General features: G+C 46.0%; 18 protein-coding genes. 13 read left to right on the forward strand and 5 right to left on the reverse strand.

Features of this window, described 5'->3' with window-relative positions; translation table 11 throughout:
* Positions 1–19: 19 nt before the first annotated feature.
* Positions 20–1,579: a SulP family inorganic anion transporter gene (locus FLM48_RS08875; protein WP_028774661.1), complete on the reverse strand. Its 1,560-nt coding sequence runs from the start codon at positions 1,577–1,579 to the stop codon at positions 20–22.
* 128 nt (positions 1,580–1,707) lie between these two features.
* Positions 1,708–5,079, reverse strand: coding sequence for a ribonuclease E (gene rne / locus FLM48_RS08880; RefSeq protein WP_179024395.1), 3,372 nt, complete (start codon positions 5,077–5,079; stop codon positions 1,708–1,710).
* A 589-nt stretch (positions 5,080–5,668) separates the two neighbouring features.
* Here rne and rluC point away from each other — a divergent pair.
* Complete coding sequence (gene rluC, locus FLM48_RS08885) at positions 5,669–6,628, forward strand: 23S rRNA pseudouridine(955/2504/2580) synthase RluC (protein ID WP_179024396.1); 960 nt, start codon at positions 5,669–5,671, stop codon at positions 6,626–6,628.
* A complete protein-coding gene (locus tag FLM48_RS08890) occupies positions 6,625–7,278 on the forward strand; it encodes an HAD-IA family hydrolase (protein ID WP_179024397.1) in 654 nt (217 codons plus the stop codon). The genes rluC and FLM48_RS08890 overlap by 4 nt, the downstream gene beginning before the upstream one ends.
* A 39-nt stretch (positions 7,279–7,317) precedes the next feature.
* Here the strand turns inward: FLM48_RS08890 and FLM48_RS08895 are convergent, their stop codons facing one another.
* Positions 7,318–8,661 (reverse strand): sensor domain-containing diguanylate cyclase, encoded by a 1,344-nt coding sequence (locus FLM48_RS08895; protein WP_179024398.1) that lies wholly within the window; start codon positions 8,659–8,661, stop codon positions 7,318–7,320.
* 137 nt (positions 8,662–8,798) lie between these two features.
* The gene (locus FLM48_RS08900) at positions 8,799–9,386 is read right to left on the reverse strand and encodes a nucleoside triphosphate pyrophosphatase (RefSeq protein ID WP_179024399.1); all 588 of its coding nucleotides are present in this window, start codon (positions 9,384–9,386) and stop codon (positions 8,799–8,801) included.
* Positions 9,387–9,744: 358 nt separating this feature from the next.
* Here FLM48_RS08900 and yceD point away from each other — a divergent pair, with 358 nt between their 5' ends.
* The 11 genes from yceD to FLM48_RS08955 all read left to right on the forward strand — a co-directional run bounded on the left by yceD (position 9,745) and on the right by FLM48_RS08955 (position 18,283).
* Positions 9,745–10,269 (forward strand): 23S rRNA accumulation protein YceD, encoded by a 525-nt coding sequence (gene yceD / locus FLM48_RS08905; protein ID WP_037470916.1) that lies wholly within the window; start codon positions 9,745–9,747, stop codon positions 10,267–10,269.
* Between the two features lie 17 nt (positions 10,270–10,286).
* Complete coding sequence (gene rpmF, locus FLM48_RS08910; RefSeq protein WP_012155726.1) at positions 10,287–10,457, forward strand: 50S ribosomal protein L32; 171 nt, start codon at positions 10,287–10,289, stop codon at positions 10,455–10,457.
* Between the two features lie 15 nt (positions 10,458–10,472).
* On the forward strand, positions 10,473–11,501 hold the full coding sequence (gene plsX / locus FLM48_RS08915; protein WP_179024400.1) for a phosphate acyltransferase PlsX: 1,029 nt from the start codon (positions 10,473–10,475) through the stop codon (positions 11,499–11,501).
* A 9-nt stretch (positions 11,502–11,510) separates the two neighbouring features.
* Complete coding sequence (locus tag FLM48_RS08920; protein ID WP_028772994.1) at positions 11,511–12,470, forward strand: beta-ketoacyl-ACP synthase III; 960 nt, start codon at positions 11,511–11,513, stop codon at positions 12,468–12,470.
* Between the two features lie 44 nt (positions 12,471–12,514).
* Positions 12,515–13,441 carry an ACP S-malonyltransferase gene (fabD, locus tag FLM48_RS08925; protein ID WP_179024401.1) on the forward strand — a complete coding sequence of 309 codons (927 nt, stop codon included), beginning with the start codon at positions 12,515–12,517 and terminating at the stop codon, positions 13,439–13,441.
* Between the two features lie 10 nt (positions 13,442–13,451).
* Positions 13,452–14,198: a 3-oxoacyl-ACP reductase FabG gene (gene fabG, locus FLM48_RS08930; protein WP_028772992.1), complete on the forward strand. Its 747-nt coding sequence runs from the start codon at positions 13,452–13,454 to the stop codon at positions 14,196–14,198.
* Between the two features lie 160 nt (positions 14,199–14,358).
* On the forward strand, positions 14,359–14,592 hold the full coding sequence (gene acpP, locus FLM48_RS08935; RefSeq protein ID WP_028772991.1) for an acyl carrier protein: 234 nt from the start codon (positions 14,359–14,361) through the stop codon (positions 14,590–14,592).
* 322 nt (positions 14,593–14,914) lie between these two features.
* Entirely contained in the window at positions 14,915–16,156 is a 1,242-nt protein-coding gene (gene fabF, locus FLM48_RS08940) for a beta-ketoacyl-ACP synthase II (RefSeq protein ID WP_028772990.1), read from the forward strand.
* 191 nt (positions 16,157–16,347) lie between these two features.
* A complete protein-coding gene (locus FLM48_RS08945) occupies positions 16,348–16,707 on the forward strand; it encodes a hypothetical protein (protein ID WP_028772989.1) in 360 nt (119 codons plus the stop codon).
* 87 nt (positions 16,708–16,794) lie between these two features.
* Positions 16,795–17,274 (forward strand): acyl-CoA thioesterase, encoded by a 480-nt coding sequence (locus FLM48_RS08950; RefSeq protein ID WP_028772988.1) that lies wholly within the window; start codon positions 16,795–16,797, stop codon positions 17,272–17,274.
* 130 nt (positions 17,275–17,404) lie between these two features.
* Positions 17,405–18,283: an NAD(P)-dependent oxidoreductase gene (locus FLM48_RS08955; protein ID WP_179024402.1), complete on the forward strand. Its 879-nt coding sequence runs from the start codon at positions 17,405–17,407 to the stop codon at positions 18,281–18,283.
* An 81-nt stretch (positions 18,284–18,364) separates the two neighbouring features.
* On the opposite strand, the gene cdd is transcribed toward FLM48_RS08955, so the two are convergent.
* Positions 18,365–19,258 (reverse strand): cytidine deaminase, encoded by an 894-nt coding sequence (gene cdd / locus FLM48_RS08960; protein WP_179024403.1) that lies wholly within the window; start codon positions 19,256–19,258, stop codon positions 18,365–18,367.
* Positions 19,259–19,277 lie beyond the last annotated feature (19 nt).

The following is a 19,277-nucleotide window of genomic DNA, read 5'->3' on the forward strand; positions in this document are numbered from 1 at the left end:
ATGAAGCCCTTTTTTTGGGTTAAGAGTCTAACTTATCGTCGGCCACTTTATAGTGCGGATCTTCAATAAGATTAACTTCAACAAGATCGCCTGCTTTATGCAGTAGCTGTTTACAATCATGGCTTAAGTGACGTAAATGCAGCTTCTTGCCAGCACTCACATAACGCTCTGCCAATGTATCGATAGCATCAAGTGCAGAATGGTCGCAGACCCGTGAGTTTTGGAAATCGACAATGACATCTTCTGGGTCGGTTTTTGCGTGGAACAACTCTAGGAATTCCGCTGCTGAGCCAAAGAATAATGGGCCATTGAGTTTGTAGATCTTCCAGCCGTTGGCATCTTCGCTCACTTCAACATTGATGTGTTTTGCGTGCTCCCAAGCAAACACCAATGCCGATACGATAACGCCGACAAACACAGCGAAAGCAAGATCGGTAAAGACAGTAACAACGGTCACCAACACAATTACGAACGCATCATGTTTTGGTACTTTGCGCATCACTTTAAAGCTAGCCCACTCGAAGGTACCAAGCACTACCATGAACATCACACCCACGAGAGCCGCAAGCGGAATCATTTCAATTAATGATGAACCAAATAAGATGAAGGCAAGCAGTGCAACTGCGGCTGTGATACCCGATAAGCGGCCACGTCCGCCTGAATTAATGTTGATCATTGACTGACCAATCATCGCGCAACCACCCATGGCACCGAAGAAACCACTCGTAATGTTACCTACACCTTGGCCAATACACTCTTTGTTGCCTTTACCCCGTGTGCCAGTCATTTCGTCGACAACTGTTAGGGTTAACAAAGACTCAATGAGACCCACCGCGGCTAAAATCATTGAATAGGGCAGGATGATGTAAAGAGTCTCTAAATTATACTCGACCGAAGGTATAGAGAAGCTCGGCAGTGAGCCTGCAATAGTTGCATTAGGATCGCCACTCATCGATTTAAGAAAATCGAGTACGGTGCGGGTATCGAGATCTAAAAACACCACCATTAAGGTGACGGTCAAAATGGCCGCCAATGAAGAAGGAATTGCGTTGGTCAGCTTAGGCAAGAACTGAATAATCGCCATCGTTAGCGCAACTAAGCCTAACATCAGCAGCAATTGATTCTGAGGTAACCATGTCAGCACGCCATTGGCATCGGGCGCTTTAAACTGCCCGAGCTGAGCTAAGAAGATAACAATAGCCAGACCGTTTACAAATCCTATCATTACTGGATATGGAACGATTCGAATAAACTTACCCAGTTTCAACAGGCCAAAGCTAACCTGAATTAAACCGGCTAATACCACAGCGGCAAACAAGTATTGCACCCCGTGCTCTGCCACCAAGGCTACCATCACCACGGCCATGGCACCTGTTGCACCAGAAATCATGCCCGGTCTGCCACCGATGACGGCGGTCACTAGTCCCATGATGAAAGCCGCGTAAAGGCCAACCATAGGCTCGACGCCTGCAACGAATGCAAATGCAACCGCTTCAGGAACCAGCGCGAGCGCAACAGTTAAACCTGATAATACATCAGCTTTACTACTGGCTGTTTTGTGACGAATGAGATCGAACATTTTGCCTCTGTTATAAATATGTTGATAGATTAAAGTGCGGCCGCGAATACTACCAAAATTTTGGCTACAAGAAAATAAAAAAGCCATGCATTACTGCATGGCTTTTAGTCACAAACGTTATTTAAACGTTATGCTTTGGTCGTTTCTGAATTAGCTGAATCAGCTGCAGAGACTAAACCGCTTTTAGTCGGTGCACTTGCAGCCGCTTGTGCTGAATATTGACGACCTGTTGGCGTATCAACATTTTCAGGAGTACCGACTGCTGGCTTGGTCGTTGTTGAACTGACCATAGTGCCGAATCGGCTAGTGGCTTTGGCACTTGATGTCGCAGCCTTTGGCGCAGCGCTAACTGCTGCTTTTGGCGCGTGTTCGGTCGCCGCAGGCATAGCAATTTGTGGCTTAGCCATAGGTGCAGATGCGTGCTTCTCTTGCTTAGGCGCTTGAGCAGTAGCAACCACTTCTTCAGCAGGTGCTGCTGGCTCTGGAGCCGCTTGCGTTTCGGCAGCAGGCGCTTCAGTCACTGCAGGTTCTGCTTTCGCTACGGGTGCTTCACTCACTGCTGGCTCTTCTTGCGCTGAAGGCTCTTTATGCGCTGAAGGCTCCTCTTTTGCTGAGGGCTCTTCTTGCACTGAAGGTTCTGCTTTCGCGGCAGGGGATTGCTCTACTGCAGGCTCTTCTTTTGCTGAAGGCTCTTTTACAGCTGAAGGCTCAGTCACTGCCGCCGCTTCGACGCTGTCAGTGGTGACTTCAACAGGTGCTTCTTCAACAGGAACCACAGCTACTTTTGCTGGTGAGGTTGCAGTTGCGCTAGACGCTGAAGATGAACTTGCTGACTTTGCAGTGCGACGTGAACGCTTAGGTTTTTCTTCAACACTGGCAATCGGCTCAACACTAGTTGGTTCAGCTGCCGGCTCGCTTTCAACTTTCGGCTGCTCAGTAACAACTTCTTCAGCTGCAACTACAACTGTTTCAGTCATTTCTGGCGCAGTATCATTGCTTTGCTGCTCTAGCTCAACATCATTAGGGACAAAAGCGGCAGGTGCATCGCTAGTTTCAACGTCTTCATCTCTACGACGACGTTGACCTGCAGCACGCAGATGACGCGGACTACGACGGCTACGACGTTGACCTTCGCGTGGCTCTTTCTTATCGCCTTGCTCAGTGCTATCAGAATTATCATCGCTCACTACAGCTTCTACTGCAGTTTGCTCTGCTTCTACCTTTGGTGCTTCAACTTTTGCTGGCTGCTGAGTTGCTACATTCGCATCTTCAGCGACTGCAGTATCGACTTCAACATTGGTATCCGCTGATTCAGCTTTTTCTTGCTTAGGCTTCTTACGTGGCTGACGCTTAGGACGTGGCGCCTTGTCAGTCTCAGCTTGTACTTTTGGCTTGTCAGCCGCAGGCTTAGCATCAACTTGCGCAGTATCTGCTGCAACTTCACCTTTTTGCTCGTTTTCTATGCGTACTTTTCTGCGCATATTACGACGCTGACGACGTTCTCTGGCCGCTTCTTGCTTTGGCGAGATCTCTTGTGCTTCGTCAGTAGGGGCTTCATTGCGATTTTTATTACGGTTGTCATTACGCTTAGGACGTTTGTTGTCTTTTTTGTCTTTGGCTTGACGGCTGTCTTTGTCGTCAGGCTTAGCATTGCGACTACGTTTGTCTTCACCATCTTTCTTGTCATTGTCACGACGTTCGTTACGGCGATTATTACGGTTGTTACGACGACCATTGCGGTTTTGGCTGTTACGACGAGGCTGAGGCTTTTTCTCTTCTTCCTCTTTCTTGTCTTCACCGCCACCAAATAGTGAGCCTATTGCTGCAAACAACTTAGCAATTAGGCCTGGCTCTGCGTCTTGTTTAGCAGCAGGTGCAGCCGCTGGTTTTGGTGCAGGACTCGCTTGTTTTGGTGCAGAAAAACCTTTCAGTGCTGGCTCTGGTGGTGCCGCACGCTCTAGTTTACGTGGCTCGTAAAGCTTAGCTTCTGGTTGATCTAATAGTTTGTAGCTTGATTCGCTGATCTCATCGTCTTTGCGATGGCGCACAACACGATAGTCAGGTGTTGTCATATTAGGATCTGGAATCACATATACTTCAACGTCGTGGCGCTGCTCAGTAATGCGAATGGCTTTACGCTTTTCGTTGAGTAGGAATGCAGCAACATCAACAGGCACAATCGCTTCAATTTGCGATGTATTCTCTTTAATGGCTTCTTCTTCCATAAGTCGAAGAATAGACAGCGCCAGTGATTCGGTGCCGCGAATGGTACCTTGACCATGACAGCGAGGGCACAAATGCGCAGCAGACTCTTCTAATGATGGGCGTAGGCGTTGGCGTGACATCTCCATCAAACCAAATCGAGAGATACGACCTAGTTGTACGCGAGCACGGTCATGGTGGACAGCATCACGCATGCGGTTTTCAACTTCACGTTGATGGCGCACTGGGGTCATATCGATAAAGTCGATAACCACTAGGCCGCCCAAGTCGCGTAGGCGAAGTTGACGAGCAATTTCGTCTGCCGCTTCAAGGTTAGTATTTAGAGCCGTTTCTTCAATATCGCCGCCTTTTGTAGCACGGGCGGAGTTGATATCAATTGAAGTGAGTGCTTCAGTTGGGTCGATAACAATTGAACCACCTGATGGCAGGCGCACTTCGCGTTGGAACGCCGATTCAATTTGGGTTTCAATTTGGAAGTGAGTGAACAGTGGCACTTCAGCTTCGTAGCGTTTGATACGCTCAACGAAATCTGGACGAACAAGAGATACGTGTTGTTTAGCCTGCTCATAAATACGTGGGTGATCGATGAGCACTTCACCGACATCACGACGTAAGTAATCACGAATAGCACGTACAATAACGTTACTTTCTTGATGAATTAAGAAAGGAGCAGGGCGGCTGTCAGCGGCTTCTTTAATGGCGGCCCAGTGGTGCTGTAGCACTTTTAGGTCCCATTTTAGCTCTGCTGCATCTTTACCAACACCAGCGGTACGCACAATCAGTCCCATACCTTGAGGGACATCAAGCTCTGCAATCGCTGCTTTTAGTTCGGTACGCTCGTCGCCTTCAATGCGTCGTGAAATGCCACCCGCACGCGGGTTATTTGGCATTAGTACAAGGTAAGAACCCGCTAAACTGATAAAGGTGGTCAGTGCGGCACCTTTGTTGCCACGCTCTTCTTTATCGATTTGGATAATGACTTCTTGGCCTTCTTTCACCACCTCTTTAATGCTTGGGCGGCCTTGGAAAGAATAACCTTTAGGGAAGTATTCGCGGGCAATTTCTTTTAGGGGTAAAAAGCCATGTCTCTCTGCACCGTAGTCGACAAATGCAGCTTCTAGAGAAGGTTCTACGCGGGTAATTTTACCTTTGTAAATGTTAGCTTTTTTCTGCTCATGACCTGGGCTTTCGATATCTAGGTCATACAGTTGTTGCCCATCAACTAGGGCAACGCGCAACTCTTCAGACTGAGTTGCATTGATTAACATCCGTTTCATGATGACGTCATTCTTCTTAAATGAGGGTCACCAGACAAATTTTCGGTGCATTACGGGCCCAAGAGCATATCTCCGCCTCACGGCAGGGCTCTAGGCAAAGGTGCGCTGATAAAGTTAGACGCATTCGCTGCGTGTCGCATCCTATTTATGGCTTAATTTTTAAAGTTTATAAAAACAAGGAATTCGTTGTAAAACGTCAACCAACCCCATAAATTCTAATGTACGTTCCAGTAATGCCAAAAATCGAAAGTGTTTGTCTGACGACTAGTTAAAATTAATCTTCGAATTTTTGGGAGGCATTGACGGAGAAACCACACTCTATGTGGCTTTTTATTTTGTTTAGCCGTTAAAACTCGTTTTTTCGGTTTTATATTAAATAACGACCTGCAAATCAATCATTTGCGACATAATAAAAAGACTTTTAGTCTCCGTTTTTTCGCCTTTGAGTTGTGGGTTTGTGAACACTTTATTCACTCATTATCCCCAACTGCCGTGGAAATATAGCAATAATCTATAAAATCAGCAAATGGAAAGGCACAAAAGTTATTGTTGATGTACAATGCGCGTCTAGCAAAAGGCAAGGCGTAGCATGAATAACGAACAATCCAACCTTAAAGTGCAACTGGTTACTATTGATGAAGACCATGTTGAACAACGCATCGATAATTTTTTATTAACTAAACTCAAAGGTGTGCCCAAAAGCATGATCTACCGGATCATTCGTAAGGGTGAGGTCAGAGTTAATAAAAAGCGCATCAAACCAGAGTATAAATTGCAAGACGGTGACATCGTCCGTATTCCGCCTGTGCGAGTCTCTAAAGGTGATGATAAACCAGCGCCTAATGCCAAGTTGACCAAAGTGGCTCAGTTAGAAGAACGCATCATATTTGAAGATAAGGCGATTATTGTACTGAATAAGCCGTCTGGCATCGCCGTTCACGGCGGTAGTGGTGTTGATTTTGGTGTGATTGAAGCGATGCGCTCGCTACGTCCGCAGCAAAAGTTCCTTGAACTTGTGCATCGCTTAGACAAAGAAACCTCTGGCGTACTACTGATTGCCAAAAAGCGCAGCGCCCTAAAACATCTTCATGACCAGCTGCGTTATAAAAAGATGCAAAAAGATTACCTGGCACTCGTGCGCGGTGATTGGCAAAAACACGTCAAAATGATTAATGCGCCGCTACTTAAATTAACGTTGAAATCTGGTGAGCGCATCGTGCGGGTCAACCAAGAAGGTAAACCTTCAGAAACGCGCTTTAAAATCCAACAACGATATCAAGGTGCTACCTTGGTTCAAGCTAGCCCTGTCACGGGAAGAACGCACCAGATTCGTGTTCACTGTCAATATGCTGGTCATCCTATCGCTTGCGATGAAAAGTACAGCGAGCAAAAGTTTGATGACAGTATGCGTGCACTAGGTTTAAATCGATTATTTTTACATGCTGCACAACTTCGTTTCACCCACCCGGTGACCGAAGAGGTGATGCAGGTTAAAGCGCCCATGGATAAGCCGTTGCAGCAACTATTGACTAAGTTGGTCGCCCTATGAAGCAGTATGATTTAGTGATTTTTGACTGGGATGGCACCTTAATGGATTCGGTTGGTAAAATTGTTGCCTGCATGCAGCAAACTGCCCGCACGTTAGACGTCATTGAGCCCAGTGAGCAGGCTGTGCGAGATATTATTGGCTTATCGATGCAAGAAGCGTTAAACGTGTTACATCCTCATGCTGACAATGAACTGCGCCAGCAGATGGTTGATGTTTATCGCCAGCAATATTTGTCACTAAATAAAATGCCTAGCCCACTTTTCTCCGGTGCTGAACAGGTGTTGCTGCAACTCAAGGCGGCCGATCATCAGTTGGCCGTTGCCACAGGAAAAGCGCGTGCGGGCCTAGATAGAGTGTTAAGTGCTACCGGACTTGGACAGCATTTTGTTGCTAGTCGCTGCGCTGATGAAGCAAAAAGTAAGCCCCATCCGCAAATGTTACAGCTATTATTACTTCAGCTTGACGTACCGGCAGCGCGCGCAGTAATGATTGGTGACTCTGTGCATGATATGAACATGGCACACAGTGCTGGCATAGATGCTATTGGGGTAAGTTACGGTGCCCATAGTCGCGATAAGTTAGCTACAGTTGCACCCAAGGCGATTGTGGATGCGCCTATGCAATTGTTGGATGTTATTCTCGCCGCTTAATCATACTGTTATTAATGCTGAGCTTGGCCGTTGTTGCTATTACAGAACTTTAGCTCGCTTGTTTTGATACATACGCGTATCGGCATTGCTTAGCAGTGTTGATACGTCGTTTTCATTTTCGTTCACCCAATGTATTCCCCAACTCGCATTTATCGGTAGAGATTGATCGCCCAGCTGCAATTGTTGCATCACACTGACCAATTGCGCCAATTGATGCTTTAACATCTCATCAGTATCCATGTGCGACTCAAAATGTTTAACAATCACGAACTCATCGCCACCAATTCGGGCGGCAAAATCATGCTGCTGCAGTTGCTCTGCTATAATGCGGCCCACTTGGCTGAGGATCTGATCGCCCCCATGGTGGCCATGTTGGTCGTTAACCAACTTAAACTCATCCAAATCTAAGTAGATCACAGCGACTCGCTGCGGGGATGAGATGGGGAGCAACTGGCTAAGGTGATTAAATAGCGACAGCCGGTTAGGTAACCCGGTTAAACTGTCATGATAGGCTAAATACTCTGTTTGCTTTTGCAATTGATTGAGCTTGGTAATGTTGTGGGCGGAGATGATGACACCAGTGGCTTTACCTTGCTCATTTAAAAAGGGCGTATGCAATACGTTTAAGTAAATAGGGTGATTTAAGTTTGGCGGCTGAATGACGGTTTCGGTATTCACCGTCTCGCCATTTAGGCTACGCTCTAGCAGTGGCCTTAGCCGCGTTTCAAATATCTCCTTGCCATGAATGTCAGCGACGTGCTGTCCGATAATCTTCTCGCGTGGCAGCCCAAATAGTGTTTCATACCCCTGAGATATGATTTGATACTCAAAACTGTCGCTTACAAATGACATTAAGTGTTGAGTAGTGGCAATGATCTCTTGGTGCATGTTGAGTTGCTGCCTCATAAGGAGCCGCTTGTACTCAACACCAATTCGTTGGGCTAATAATCTAAAAAATTCATTCGACTTTACAGACGGTGTTTGTGGCAACGGGTCCATGACTAATATGTGGCCTAATGGTTTACCATCGTCGTCTAATATCAGCTCAGCCTGATAGCTCTGCGCACCTAAATCTTTAATGAGCTGAAAATCAGGAAAGTGTTGTTGTAGGTTGCTGTGATACAAAATATGGGTATCGGGGTAGCGTAACTGGTAGATGGTTTCGCAGGGTGAGCCTTTAAGATCAAACTGAAAACCAGGTACCGCTTGCTTTAAATCGCAAAAGGCAATGACTTCTGCTTTTCCCGGCGTTTGTGCTGGACGTCCAAACGCAGCCCAGCGACATTGAGTCACCAGAGCCAGTGCTTTAAGCGCGCGTTGGAAAAATCGTTCGTCTGTACATGGCGCGGCTAACAATGCCAGCGCTTCTTCTGTATCGGTCATAACCCTGCTATTAAAAAAAGCTGCACATAAACAAAATATTGAAACCAGATGGTCAATCTAGTGGTAGTAATGCAGCGATTATTGTTAGCTTAATTTTAGACCATAGTCAGCACTTGCGTGGCTTAAATCTGCTTGGCTTATTGGATGAGAATATCAACGCCTTCGTTTGCCAATAGCGATATCAAACTGATCAAAGGCAGACCAATTAGGGTATTTGGGTCCTTGCCCTCTAAACGTTCAAACAATGCAATGCCTAGTCCTTCGCACTTAAAACTGCCAGCACAATACAGAGGCTGCTCTTTACGAACGTAAGCAGCAATCTGTTGGTCACTTAACGTTCTAAAGTGCACATCGAAAGGCTCTACAAGCGTTTGGCTCTGTTGGGTGGCAAGATTGTATAGGGACAGGCCGGTATAAAAGGTGACATGTTTGCCTGAGGCCGCTTGCAGTTGTTTGCATGCATTGGCCTCAGTATGCGGCTTGCCGATGATTTGACCATCAATTACCGCGACTTGGTCTGAGCCTATAACCAAACCGCTATTAAAGTGGCCATTTGCAGCTTGCGCTTTAGCGTGGGCCAACCTGGCCACTAACTGCTCAGCGCTTTCTCCTGATAGCGGTGATTCATCAACCTCTGGCGCGAAAGTGTCAAAGCTTATCTGTAACTTTTCTAGCAATGCTTTTCTGAAAGGTGAGGTTGAAGCCAAAATGATTGATGCAGCCATGAAATGAGCCTGTTTAATATCAGTGTCAGAAAGTTTGAGGCTAATATTGCCACTAATTATTCGATATTGGCAGTCTCGATGATGACAAAAATAACAGCTTAGCTAAACTTGTTGATAGGCTGGAAATCTCCGTAGTTGATTAACTGCTGACTATCTGTGCTTTATATAGCGAAATTTTAACCGAATCGTACTTATTTAGCGGCTTTGGGGCTTGAGTATCTTGGTGCGCTTGGGTAGAATTTTGCTCCGACTAATTTTTGATGTCAGGGTCAGTTTTAAAGGAATCGTTAACTCGATCATTGATAGGGATAAATTTTCCTTTGACTCTGAGTAATTCAAACTATAATATGCGCGCCTTATGCAAACAGTAAAGATACCGGTTTCAATTGATCCAACACGCGCGGCAGCGAGCAAGGCTTCTTATGAAGGCTTGATTCCTGGTACGCAGCTGAAACGATTAAATGAGTTATGTGCCGGCGACTGTTCCGAAGTGGCAGTGTCGCTTGAATGTGGTGTAGATATACAGGGGATAGTCTACCTGAAAGGGAAGGCTGTGACGGAGCTCACTCTGAATTGTCAACGCTGCATGACGCTATTTACCACGGAGGTTACGGTCGACTTTTGTTTTAGCCCTTGCGGGACTGAGGCAGAAATCGATGAGCTCCCGGATGCGTATGACCCTATTGAGTGCAATGAGATAGGTGAAGTTCGTCTGCATCAATTGATTGAAGATGAATTGATAGTCGCTATGCCTTTGATCCCAATGCATGCTGATGAAAATTGCAGCAAAGGTGATCAAGATATAGTCGTAGGCGAGATTGAACCCGCTCAAGAGGAGCGTCCAAATCCGTTTGCAGTGTTAGAAAAACTGAAGAGCAAGTAATCTAGGAGACAGGTCAAATGGCTGTACAACAGAATAAAAAATCTCGTTCAAAGCGCGGTATGCGCCGTTCACACGATGCATTGAGCACTGCTCAACTATCTGTGGATGCAACGAGTGGTGAACTACACCGTCGTCACAACGTGACTGCGGACGGTTTCTACCGTGGTCAAAAGGTTATCAACAAGTAATTTGTTGATTTCTTAATGACTGATCTGACGCTTGCGTTAGATGCGATGGGGGGCGATCATGGCCCTCACATCACAGTGCCTGCAACCTTGCAGGCACTTCGCTTATATCCTTTCCTAAAAGTTATTCTTGTAGGTCATCAAGACCAAATCAGTCCACTGCTAAGTGGTGCTGAAGACGACATCCGTCAACGAATCGAATTGATCCACACCACCGAAGTGGTCTCAATGTCAGATCGCCCAGTACATGCATTGCGTAATCGCAAACAAAGCTCTATGCGTATCGCAATTGAGTTGGTGCGTGATGGACGGGCACAGGCTTGCGTTAGCGCGGGCAATACCGGTGCCTTGATGGCGATATCAAAAGTGTTGCTTAAAACTCTGTCAGGTATCGATAGGCCTGCCTTGGTGAGTTGCTTACCGTCAGTTAACGGTAAACCGGTTTATTTGTTAGATTTGGGCGCAAATGTGTCCTGTTGCAGCGAGACGTTATTCCAGTTTGCAGTTATGGGCTCAGTGTTGAGCGAAGCCGTTGACAATAATAGCCAACCTCAAGTGGCGTTGCTGAACGTTGGCATTGAAGAGATCAAAGGCAATGACCAAGTGCAGCAAGCTGGGCAATTGCTACAAAGTACCCCGCAAATTAATTACCAAGGTTTTATCGAAGGCGATGACATTTACTCAGGTAAAGTCGATGTCATAGTGTGTGACGGTTTTGTCGGTAATATTACCCTTAAGACTTCTGAAGGCATTGCTAAGCTTTTGGTCCATCAATTAAAACACGGACTCACCCAAGGCTTTTTTGTACGCCTGATGGCCAAACTCATTGCGCCACGTATAAATAGTGTTTTAAATCAGATGAACCCCGACCACTATAATGGTGCAAGTCTGATAGGATTGCGCGGAATTGTAGTAAAAAGTCATGGAAGCGCCGATGAAGCTGCTTTTATACAAGCAATTAGTTTAGCAGTGACCGAAGCGCAACGTCGGCTTCCGCAGATGATTGAACAACGTCTCGAGTCGATTCTTTTAGACATTAATAGCTGATATCTCCTTATGCATACAAAAATTCTCGGTACTGGCAGTTATTTGCCAGCGCAAGTGCGTAGCAATCAAGATTTAGAACAAATGGTCGAAACCAGTGACCAATGGATTGTTGAACGAACTGGTATTTCAGAGCGCCGTATTGCAGCAGACAATGAAACTGTTGCCACCATGGGCTATCAAGCAGCACTTAACGCGTTAGAAATGGCAGGCTTAACGCCACAAGATATCGACATGATTGTTTGTGGCACCACTAGTGCGAGCAATGCATTTCCAGCCGCAGCCTGTGAAATCCAGGCAATGTTGGGTGTGAAAACCATTCCCGCCTTTGATATTGCCGCTGCTTGCTCAGGGTTTGTTTATGCGCTAAGCGTTGCAGACCAGTTTGTTAAAACCGGCGCTGCTAAAAACGTATTGGTGATTGGCGCTGATGTATTGTCTCGTCTTTGTGAACCAGAAGACCGCTCGACCATTATCTTATTTGGAGATGGTGCCGGTGCTGCGGTTGTAGGGGCCACCACAGAGCCTGGTATTATTTCAACTCACATCTATGCTGATGGCAGCCAAGGCGATCTACTGAAGTGTTCTTTCCCACCACGCGCGGGGGAATCATCAGAAGCTGTTGGCTACATGACTATGAAAGGCAATGATGTTTTCAAAGTTGCGGTAACGCAATTATCCCATGTTGTCACTGAAACTTTGCGCATTAATCAAATTGATAAGTCAGAGATTGATTGGTTAGTGCCTCATCAGGCAAATTTCCGTATTATCAAAGCGACAGCAAAAAAATTGGACATGAGCTTAGATAAAGTTGTACTGACATTGGCAAAACATGGTAATACTTCAGCAGCTTCAGTACCCATTGCATTAGATGAAGCGGTCAGAGATGGGCGTATTCAACGTGGTCAGCTGTTGTTATTAGAAGCATTTGGTGCTGGTTTTGCGTGGGGCAGTGCCTTAGTACGTTTTTAAGCTTGTTTAAAACAAAATAGAACACAGTATATAAAGGTATCGTAATGGAAAAAGTGGCATATGTATTTCCTGGCCAAGGCTCTCAAGCTTTGGGTATGCTTGCTGATTTGGCGGCGGAGCATGAAGTTGTCGCACAAACGTTCGCACAGGCGAGTGAAGCACTTGGTTATGATCTTTGGGCACTTGTCCAAGAAGGGCCTGTTGAGCGTTTAAATGAAACCGACAAAACACAGCCAGCATTATTAACAGCCAGCGTTGCTATATGGCGCGCGTTAGAAACGGCTGGTGTCGCTAAACCAGATGTATTAGCCGGGCACAGCTTAGGTGAGTACTCTGCACTTGTTTGTGGCGGTGTGATTGATTTTGTTGATGCGGTTAAGTTGGTGGAGTTACGCGGCCAGTTAATGCAGCAAGCAGTACCTGCTGGAACTGGTGCGATGTACGCCATTATAGGTTTAGATAATGAAGCCATCCAGAAAGCCTGTGATGATGCGGCTAATGGCGCTGTGGTTAGCCCTGTTAATTTCAATAGTCCAGGCCAAGTGGTTATTGCGGGTGAGAAAGCCGCAGTGGAACGCGCAGCTGATGCTTGTAAAGCCGCCGGTGCAAAAATGGCAGTCGCGCTGCCTGTTAGCGTTCCATCGCATTGTGAGCTAATGAAACCCGCTGCAGAGAAGTTGGCACTGGCGCTAGGTGAGATTGAGTTTAAAACACCTGCAGTGCAAATTATTAATAATGTTGACGTGGCGACCAATCAAGATGTTGCAGCGATTAAAGATGCGCTTGTGCGTCAACTATATTGCCCGGTTAGATGGTCTGAAACTATTAGTCAAATCGCCGAGCAGGGCGTAGTGAACGTCTATGAAATTGGTCCTGGTAAGGTACTTACTGGGCTAAGCAAACGAATTAATCGATCGCTTAAAGGCAAAGCGATTAATGATGTAGCTAGTGTAGCTGCATTGGTTGAATAAAGGAGCCGTCATGAGTTTCACGTTAGATCTCACAGGAAAAGTTGCATTGGTTACCGGTGCAAGCCGTGGTATTGGTCGTGCTGTTGCCGAAACACTCGTTTCAGCTGGTGCCGTTGTTGTGGGAACCGCCACCAGTGAGCGCGGCGCTGAGTCTATCCAAGCCTATTTGGGTGATAAAGGTCACGGAATGGTATTAAATGTCACTGATAGCGAATCAGTGGCACAATTATTTGCCTCGATCAAAGAAAAAGCTGGCGATGTTGATATTCTAGTCAACAATGCTGGTATTACGCGCGATAACCTGCTGATGCGTATGAAAGAAGATGAATGGACAGATATCATTGATACTAACCTCACTTCTTTGTATCGTACGTCTAAGCAAGTCATGCGTCCGATGATGAAAAAGCGTAATGGTCGGATCATTAATATCGGCTCAGTGGTAGGCTCCATGGGTAATCCAGGGCAGTCTAACTATTGTGCGGCCAAGGCTGGTTTGATTGGATTTACAAAATCTCTTGCAAAGGAGGTTGCATCTCGTCAAATAACAGTGAATGCTATTGCTCCTGGATTTATTCAGACAGACATGACAGATGAGCTGACTGAAGAGCAGCAACAAGGTATTATGTCGCAAGTTCCGATGGAAAGATTAGGTCAGGCGCAAGAGATTGCTAACGCTGTACTATTTTTAGCCTCGGATTCAGCTGCTTACATCACAGGGGAAACTCTGCATGTAAATGGCGGGATGTACATGGTTTAGGGTATCTGGTAGGTAACTACTTGAATTGAGTCGTTTTTGTGGCAATGTAAACCTAAGCTTCGTGGTTAGACCACAAAACTTAAGCTTGCATTGTGAGTCAAATTGAATAAACTACTCGCAATCTTACGCAAGTGCGTAATTTGAATAGGAAAGAAAACTAATGAGCAACATCGAAGAACGTGTAAAGAAAATCATTGTAGAGCAACTAGGTGTTAACGAAGAAGACGTTAAGCCAGCGGCATCTTTCGTAGACGATTTGGGTGCAGATTCTCTGGACACCGTCGAGTTGGTAATGGCTCTAGAAGAAGAGTTTGATACCGAGATTCCTGATGAAGAAGCAGAAAAGATCACTACTGTTCAAGCAGCGATCGATTACGTTTCAAAGAATCAGTAATTCTGAATTCTAGAAAACAGGCGGCTATATGCCGCCTGTTTTTGTTTGAAATTTGAAAAAGTGTCGACTAATGTGAATAGATGCTCATTAGGCTGATATAGGTTATTTCAGCAGACCTTTTTAATTGTTGTGATAATCATACCAATTAGCATAAAGATTTGATTGCTCAGCGAGAGTTTAGCGGTTTTGAGGTAAGGCAAGGAATGAACAACATCGTTGTTCTTTGAGCAAGTTCTTTAACGCAGTATCAGAGCCGTAAAAAATGCTCTGAGTAGATAAACTTCTTTTACTGATTGGTATTAGATATAGATAAGGTGGAAGCGTGTCAAAACGTCGTGTCGTCGTAACAGGTCTTGGGTTAGTCACTCCTGTAGGCAATACCGTTGAAAGTTCATGGAAAGCACTTCTTGCTGGCCAGAGTGGTATTGCCCCAATTACTAAATTTGATGCCAGTGAATTTACTACGCGTTTTAGCGGCTCAGTCAAAGATTTTGACGTAGAGCAGTATTTGTCGAAAAAAGACGCACGTAAAATGGATCTCTTTATTCAGTATGGTATGGCAGCAGGTATTCAAGCAATTGAAGATGCTGGTCTTGATATGACTAAAGAAAATCCAGCTCGAGTTGGTACCGCAGTGGGTGCAGGCATGGGTGGCATGTGGCTGATTGAGCAAAATCATACCGCGTTGATGAAAGGCGGACCGCGTAAAGTGTCACCTTTCTTTGTTCCCAGTACCATTATCAATATGATTGCTGGTCATCTGTCGATTAAGTATGGCATGACCGGGCCTAATTTCGCTGTGACTACAGCATGTACAACTGGCGTACACAATATCGGTTTTGCTGCCCGTACAATTGCCTATGGCGATGCTGACGTGATGGTTGCCGGCGGCGCTGAAGATGTGACTTGCCCATTAGGCGTAGGTGGCTTCGGCTCAGCTAAAGCATTATCAACACGTAATGAAGACCCGACTAAGGCGAGTCGCCCTTGGGATAAAGACCGTGACGGCTTTGTGATAGGCGATGGCGCTGGTGTGATGGTGATGGAAGAATATGAACATGCCAAAGCGCGCGGAGCGACCATTTACGGTGAGCTTGTGGGCTTTGGTATGAGTGGCGATGCTTTCCATATGACTTCGCCGCCAGCTGACGGCAGTGGCGCTGCTGCTGCAATGGAAAATGCAATCAACGACGCAGGTATTGAAAAAACAGCGATTGGTTACATTAATGCCCATGGCACATCGACACCGGCAGGTGATAAAGCTGAGGCTGCGGCAGTTAAATCTGTGTTTGAGCAGCATGCTTATGATCTATTGGTCAGTTCAACCAAATCAATGACCGGTCATTTATTAGGTGCAGCCGGTTCTGTTGAAGCGATTATCACCTTATTGGCACTTAAAGATCAGATGGTGCCTCCGACATTGAATTTGGACAACCCAGATGAAGGCTGCGACTTAGATTTCGTGCCGCACACGGCACGGGCGCATCAGTTTGACTATGCGTTGTGTAATTCATTTGGTTTTGGCGGTACAAACGGTTCATTGCTGTTTAAAAAAGCTGAATAAACCAAATCTTAAGTTACGTTAAAAAAAGCGCCTTTAGGCGCTTTTTTTATGCCAAAAGCTAATCAAATGTTAGCTGAATGAATCTCTGATGACGCTTGGATGATCTTTTGTTAATAGAGGTATTAATCAGTAGCTGATTTAGTGGAATGGGGAGATACTTTCGCCGTTACCTATTGATCTTGGAGTCGATCATGCTAAATCCACTAGTTATACCCATCATGCCTTTCATTGGCGCTATCGCCGCTAATTTAAATGAACTCGTTAGAGGGGAAAGTACACTTAAACGCACTATAGGAATGAAGACTTTTGCCTCGGCAAGTGCCGCTTTTGCGTCGGTGTGGTTTATGTTGCTTATTACCGCTATTTATACCGGTGGCGACAGCAACACCATTGCGGGTGTTGAAGTGCTCATGTTGTTTCTGGCTGGACTTGGAACGTATTCAGCATTTAAGTTAGGGCGGTTTTTAACTGACAGTATGCAAGTCTGGTTGTATCGCTTAGCGTTGCCGGTGATGGCGCTAGGTTGCGGTGTGGTGGCTTATTTAGGCTAATCGATTAAATCAATACAGATTGGGTAGGGGTATCTATCATTATGCAGTACACTAAAGTCACAATTAATAGTTAAACAAGTGAAGACAATGGCTGGTAAAGAAAGAGAGATAACCCTACGTTTTTTAGCAGAACCTGCCGATGTCAACTTTGGTGGTAAAGTCCATGGTGGCGCGGTCATGAAATGGATCGATTTAGCTGCCTATGCATGTTCTGCAGCATGGAGCGGTAAATATTGCATTACCGCTTATGCAGGCGGTATTCGTTTTGTAAAACCCATTCATGTAGGCAACATTGTAGAAGTCAGCGCTAAAGTGATTTATACCGGCCGCTCTTCAATGCATTTGGGCATTGATGTTAAAGCGGGCGATCCGAAAAATCCTGAACGCCATCTTACTACTCACTGTATTGTTATCATGGTCGCGGTTGATGACTCAGGTCAACCCACAGAGGTACCTGAATGGGTGCCTGTTACTGATGCCGATAAAGAGTTACGTGAGTCAGCTATCCGGCTAATGGATATGCGTAAACGGATCGGCTCCGAAATGGAAGCGCATTTAACGCTATAACTCATCAATGGGCTTCGGCCCATTTTTTATGGCTAATATCGCCATAGACTCTCGCTGGTGCATTGTTGCAGACCTACCGAATATGATAGATTCACTTAATCTCATCAAATTGAAATTTAAAGGATAATTTATGGCTAAGGTAGCATTTTTAGGGTTAGGGGTAATGGGTTATCCAATGGCCGGCCACCTAGTGAAACAGGGACATGATGTGTCAGTCTATAACCGGACGTTTTCTAAGGCGCAAGCTTGGGCTGAACAATACGGTGGTCAAGCGTTTAGCACGCCAAAACAAGCGGCTCAAGGGCAAGATTTTGTCTGTATTTGTGTGGGCAATGACGATGACTTGCGATCTGTTGTATTGGGTGAAGAGGGCGCGCTTGCCGGTATGCACACCGGAAGTTTGATAATAGATCATACTACCGCATCGGCAGATGTTGCTAGGGAACTTGCTGCCATTGCTAAAGAGCAGGGCGTTGAGTTTATCGACGCCCCTGTATCTGGTGGTCAAGCTGGCGCTGAAAATGGCGTATTGACAGTGATGATTGGCGGCAGCGAGTCGGCATTTGCTCAAGCGCAACAAATTATGCCAGCCTACGCCAAATGTGCTGAGCGTTTAGGTGATGTGGGAGCAGGGCAGCTAACTAAGATGGTTAACCAAATTTGCATCGCCGGTGTCGTTCAAGGACTGTCAGAAGGTCTGCACTTTGCCCGCAGTGCTGGGTTAGACGGTGAAAAAGTGGTTGAGGTGATCAGTAAAGGCGCAGCACAATCTTGGCAGATGGAAAACCGTTACCAAACGATGTGGCAAGGCGAGTATAACTTAGGTTTTGCAGTTGACTGGATGCGTAAAGATTTGGGGATCGCCCTTGAAGAGGCCCGCCGTAATGGCTCTCACTTGCCGTTAACGGCACTGGTTGATCAATTTTATTCAGAAGTGCAAGGCATTGGTGGCAATCGCTATGACACATCTAGTTTACTTGCTAGGTTAGAAAAGTATCGCCATAGCTAATTGACTCTCTTACCAAATGTAGAAAGGTAGAGATAAAAAAAAGGTTGCTTAGCAACCTCTTTTTTATTGCTGGCTCACAGACTACTCGCTAGCTTCTATGACAATGTGTTCCAACTCTACGGCAGCGCTCGCGTGCAAGGCATCCATACTCGCCCCCACTAAAGATATTTTCCCTAGGCTTGACTCTATCAGTACCGCACGCTTTATTTCACTAAAATCACGGTTGTGACGGACTAAGGTCGATAGCGCCATCTGCATCGGCATCATTGATGGATTAAATGCGGCATTTTCTGCGTAGCGTCCACAGTAAGTGTGACCGTCTTGGGTTTCCAATACCACTGCAGCATAACTGTGGGTGTAGGGGGCGTAGCTTAGGCTGGCATGATCTAGCGCCTCGATAATCATCGGATCAGCACTATCAAAATCAAGCGGATGCTGCTGCTTACTTAGCAAGGCTTCGGTAATGTCTAAGTCACTGGGGCCAAAGGCATAGGGCAGGTAGTGACTCAATGGCTGACTTGGCTGCTCTGGCAGGTGAATAGTAACTGATTGCCCTTGTACCAGTTCATTAATGAACTGCCGACAGTGGCCACAGGGTGACGCATTAACAATAATATCGACGATTTGTTGCTCACCACTTAGCCATGCATGACTAATGGCGCTTTGCTCGGCGTGGACAGAGTGAAACAGGGCTTCACCGTTTAGCTCGAGGTTGGCGCCCATATAAATATCACCACTTTTACCTTTGGCGATTGCACCAACATGAAACTGGCTGATAGGCGGCTTGGCCAATGCAGCTGCAACGGGCAGCAGTGCCAACAATAGCGCTTTTTCTGTCATGTTGCAGGCATCGCATAACTCAGCAATTTGTTGTGCGTCGATATGACCTGCAAAGTCCTGGTTCAATATGGGAAGAATATGGGTTTGCAACGAGGCTGGCAGCTTAGCGATGCAGTGAATAAATCTGTCTTGCATGCGTCAGTTCCTTTAGTAA

Origin of the sequence: Shewanella sp. Scap07 (assembly GCF_013394145.1) — a bacterium.
Taxonomy (GTDB): Bacteria; Pseudomonadota; Gammaproteobacteria; order Enterobacterales; family Shewanellaceae; genus Shewanella; species Shewanella waksmanii.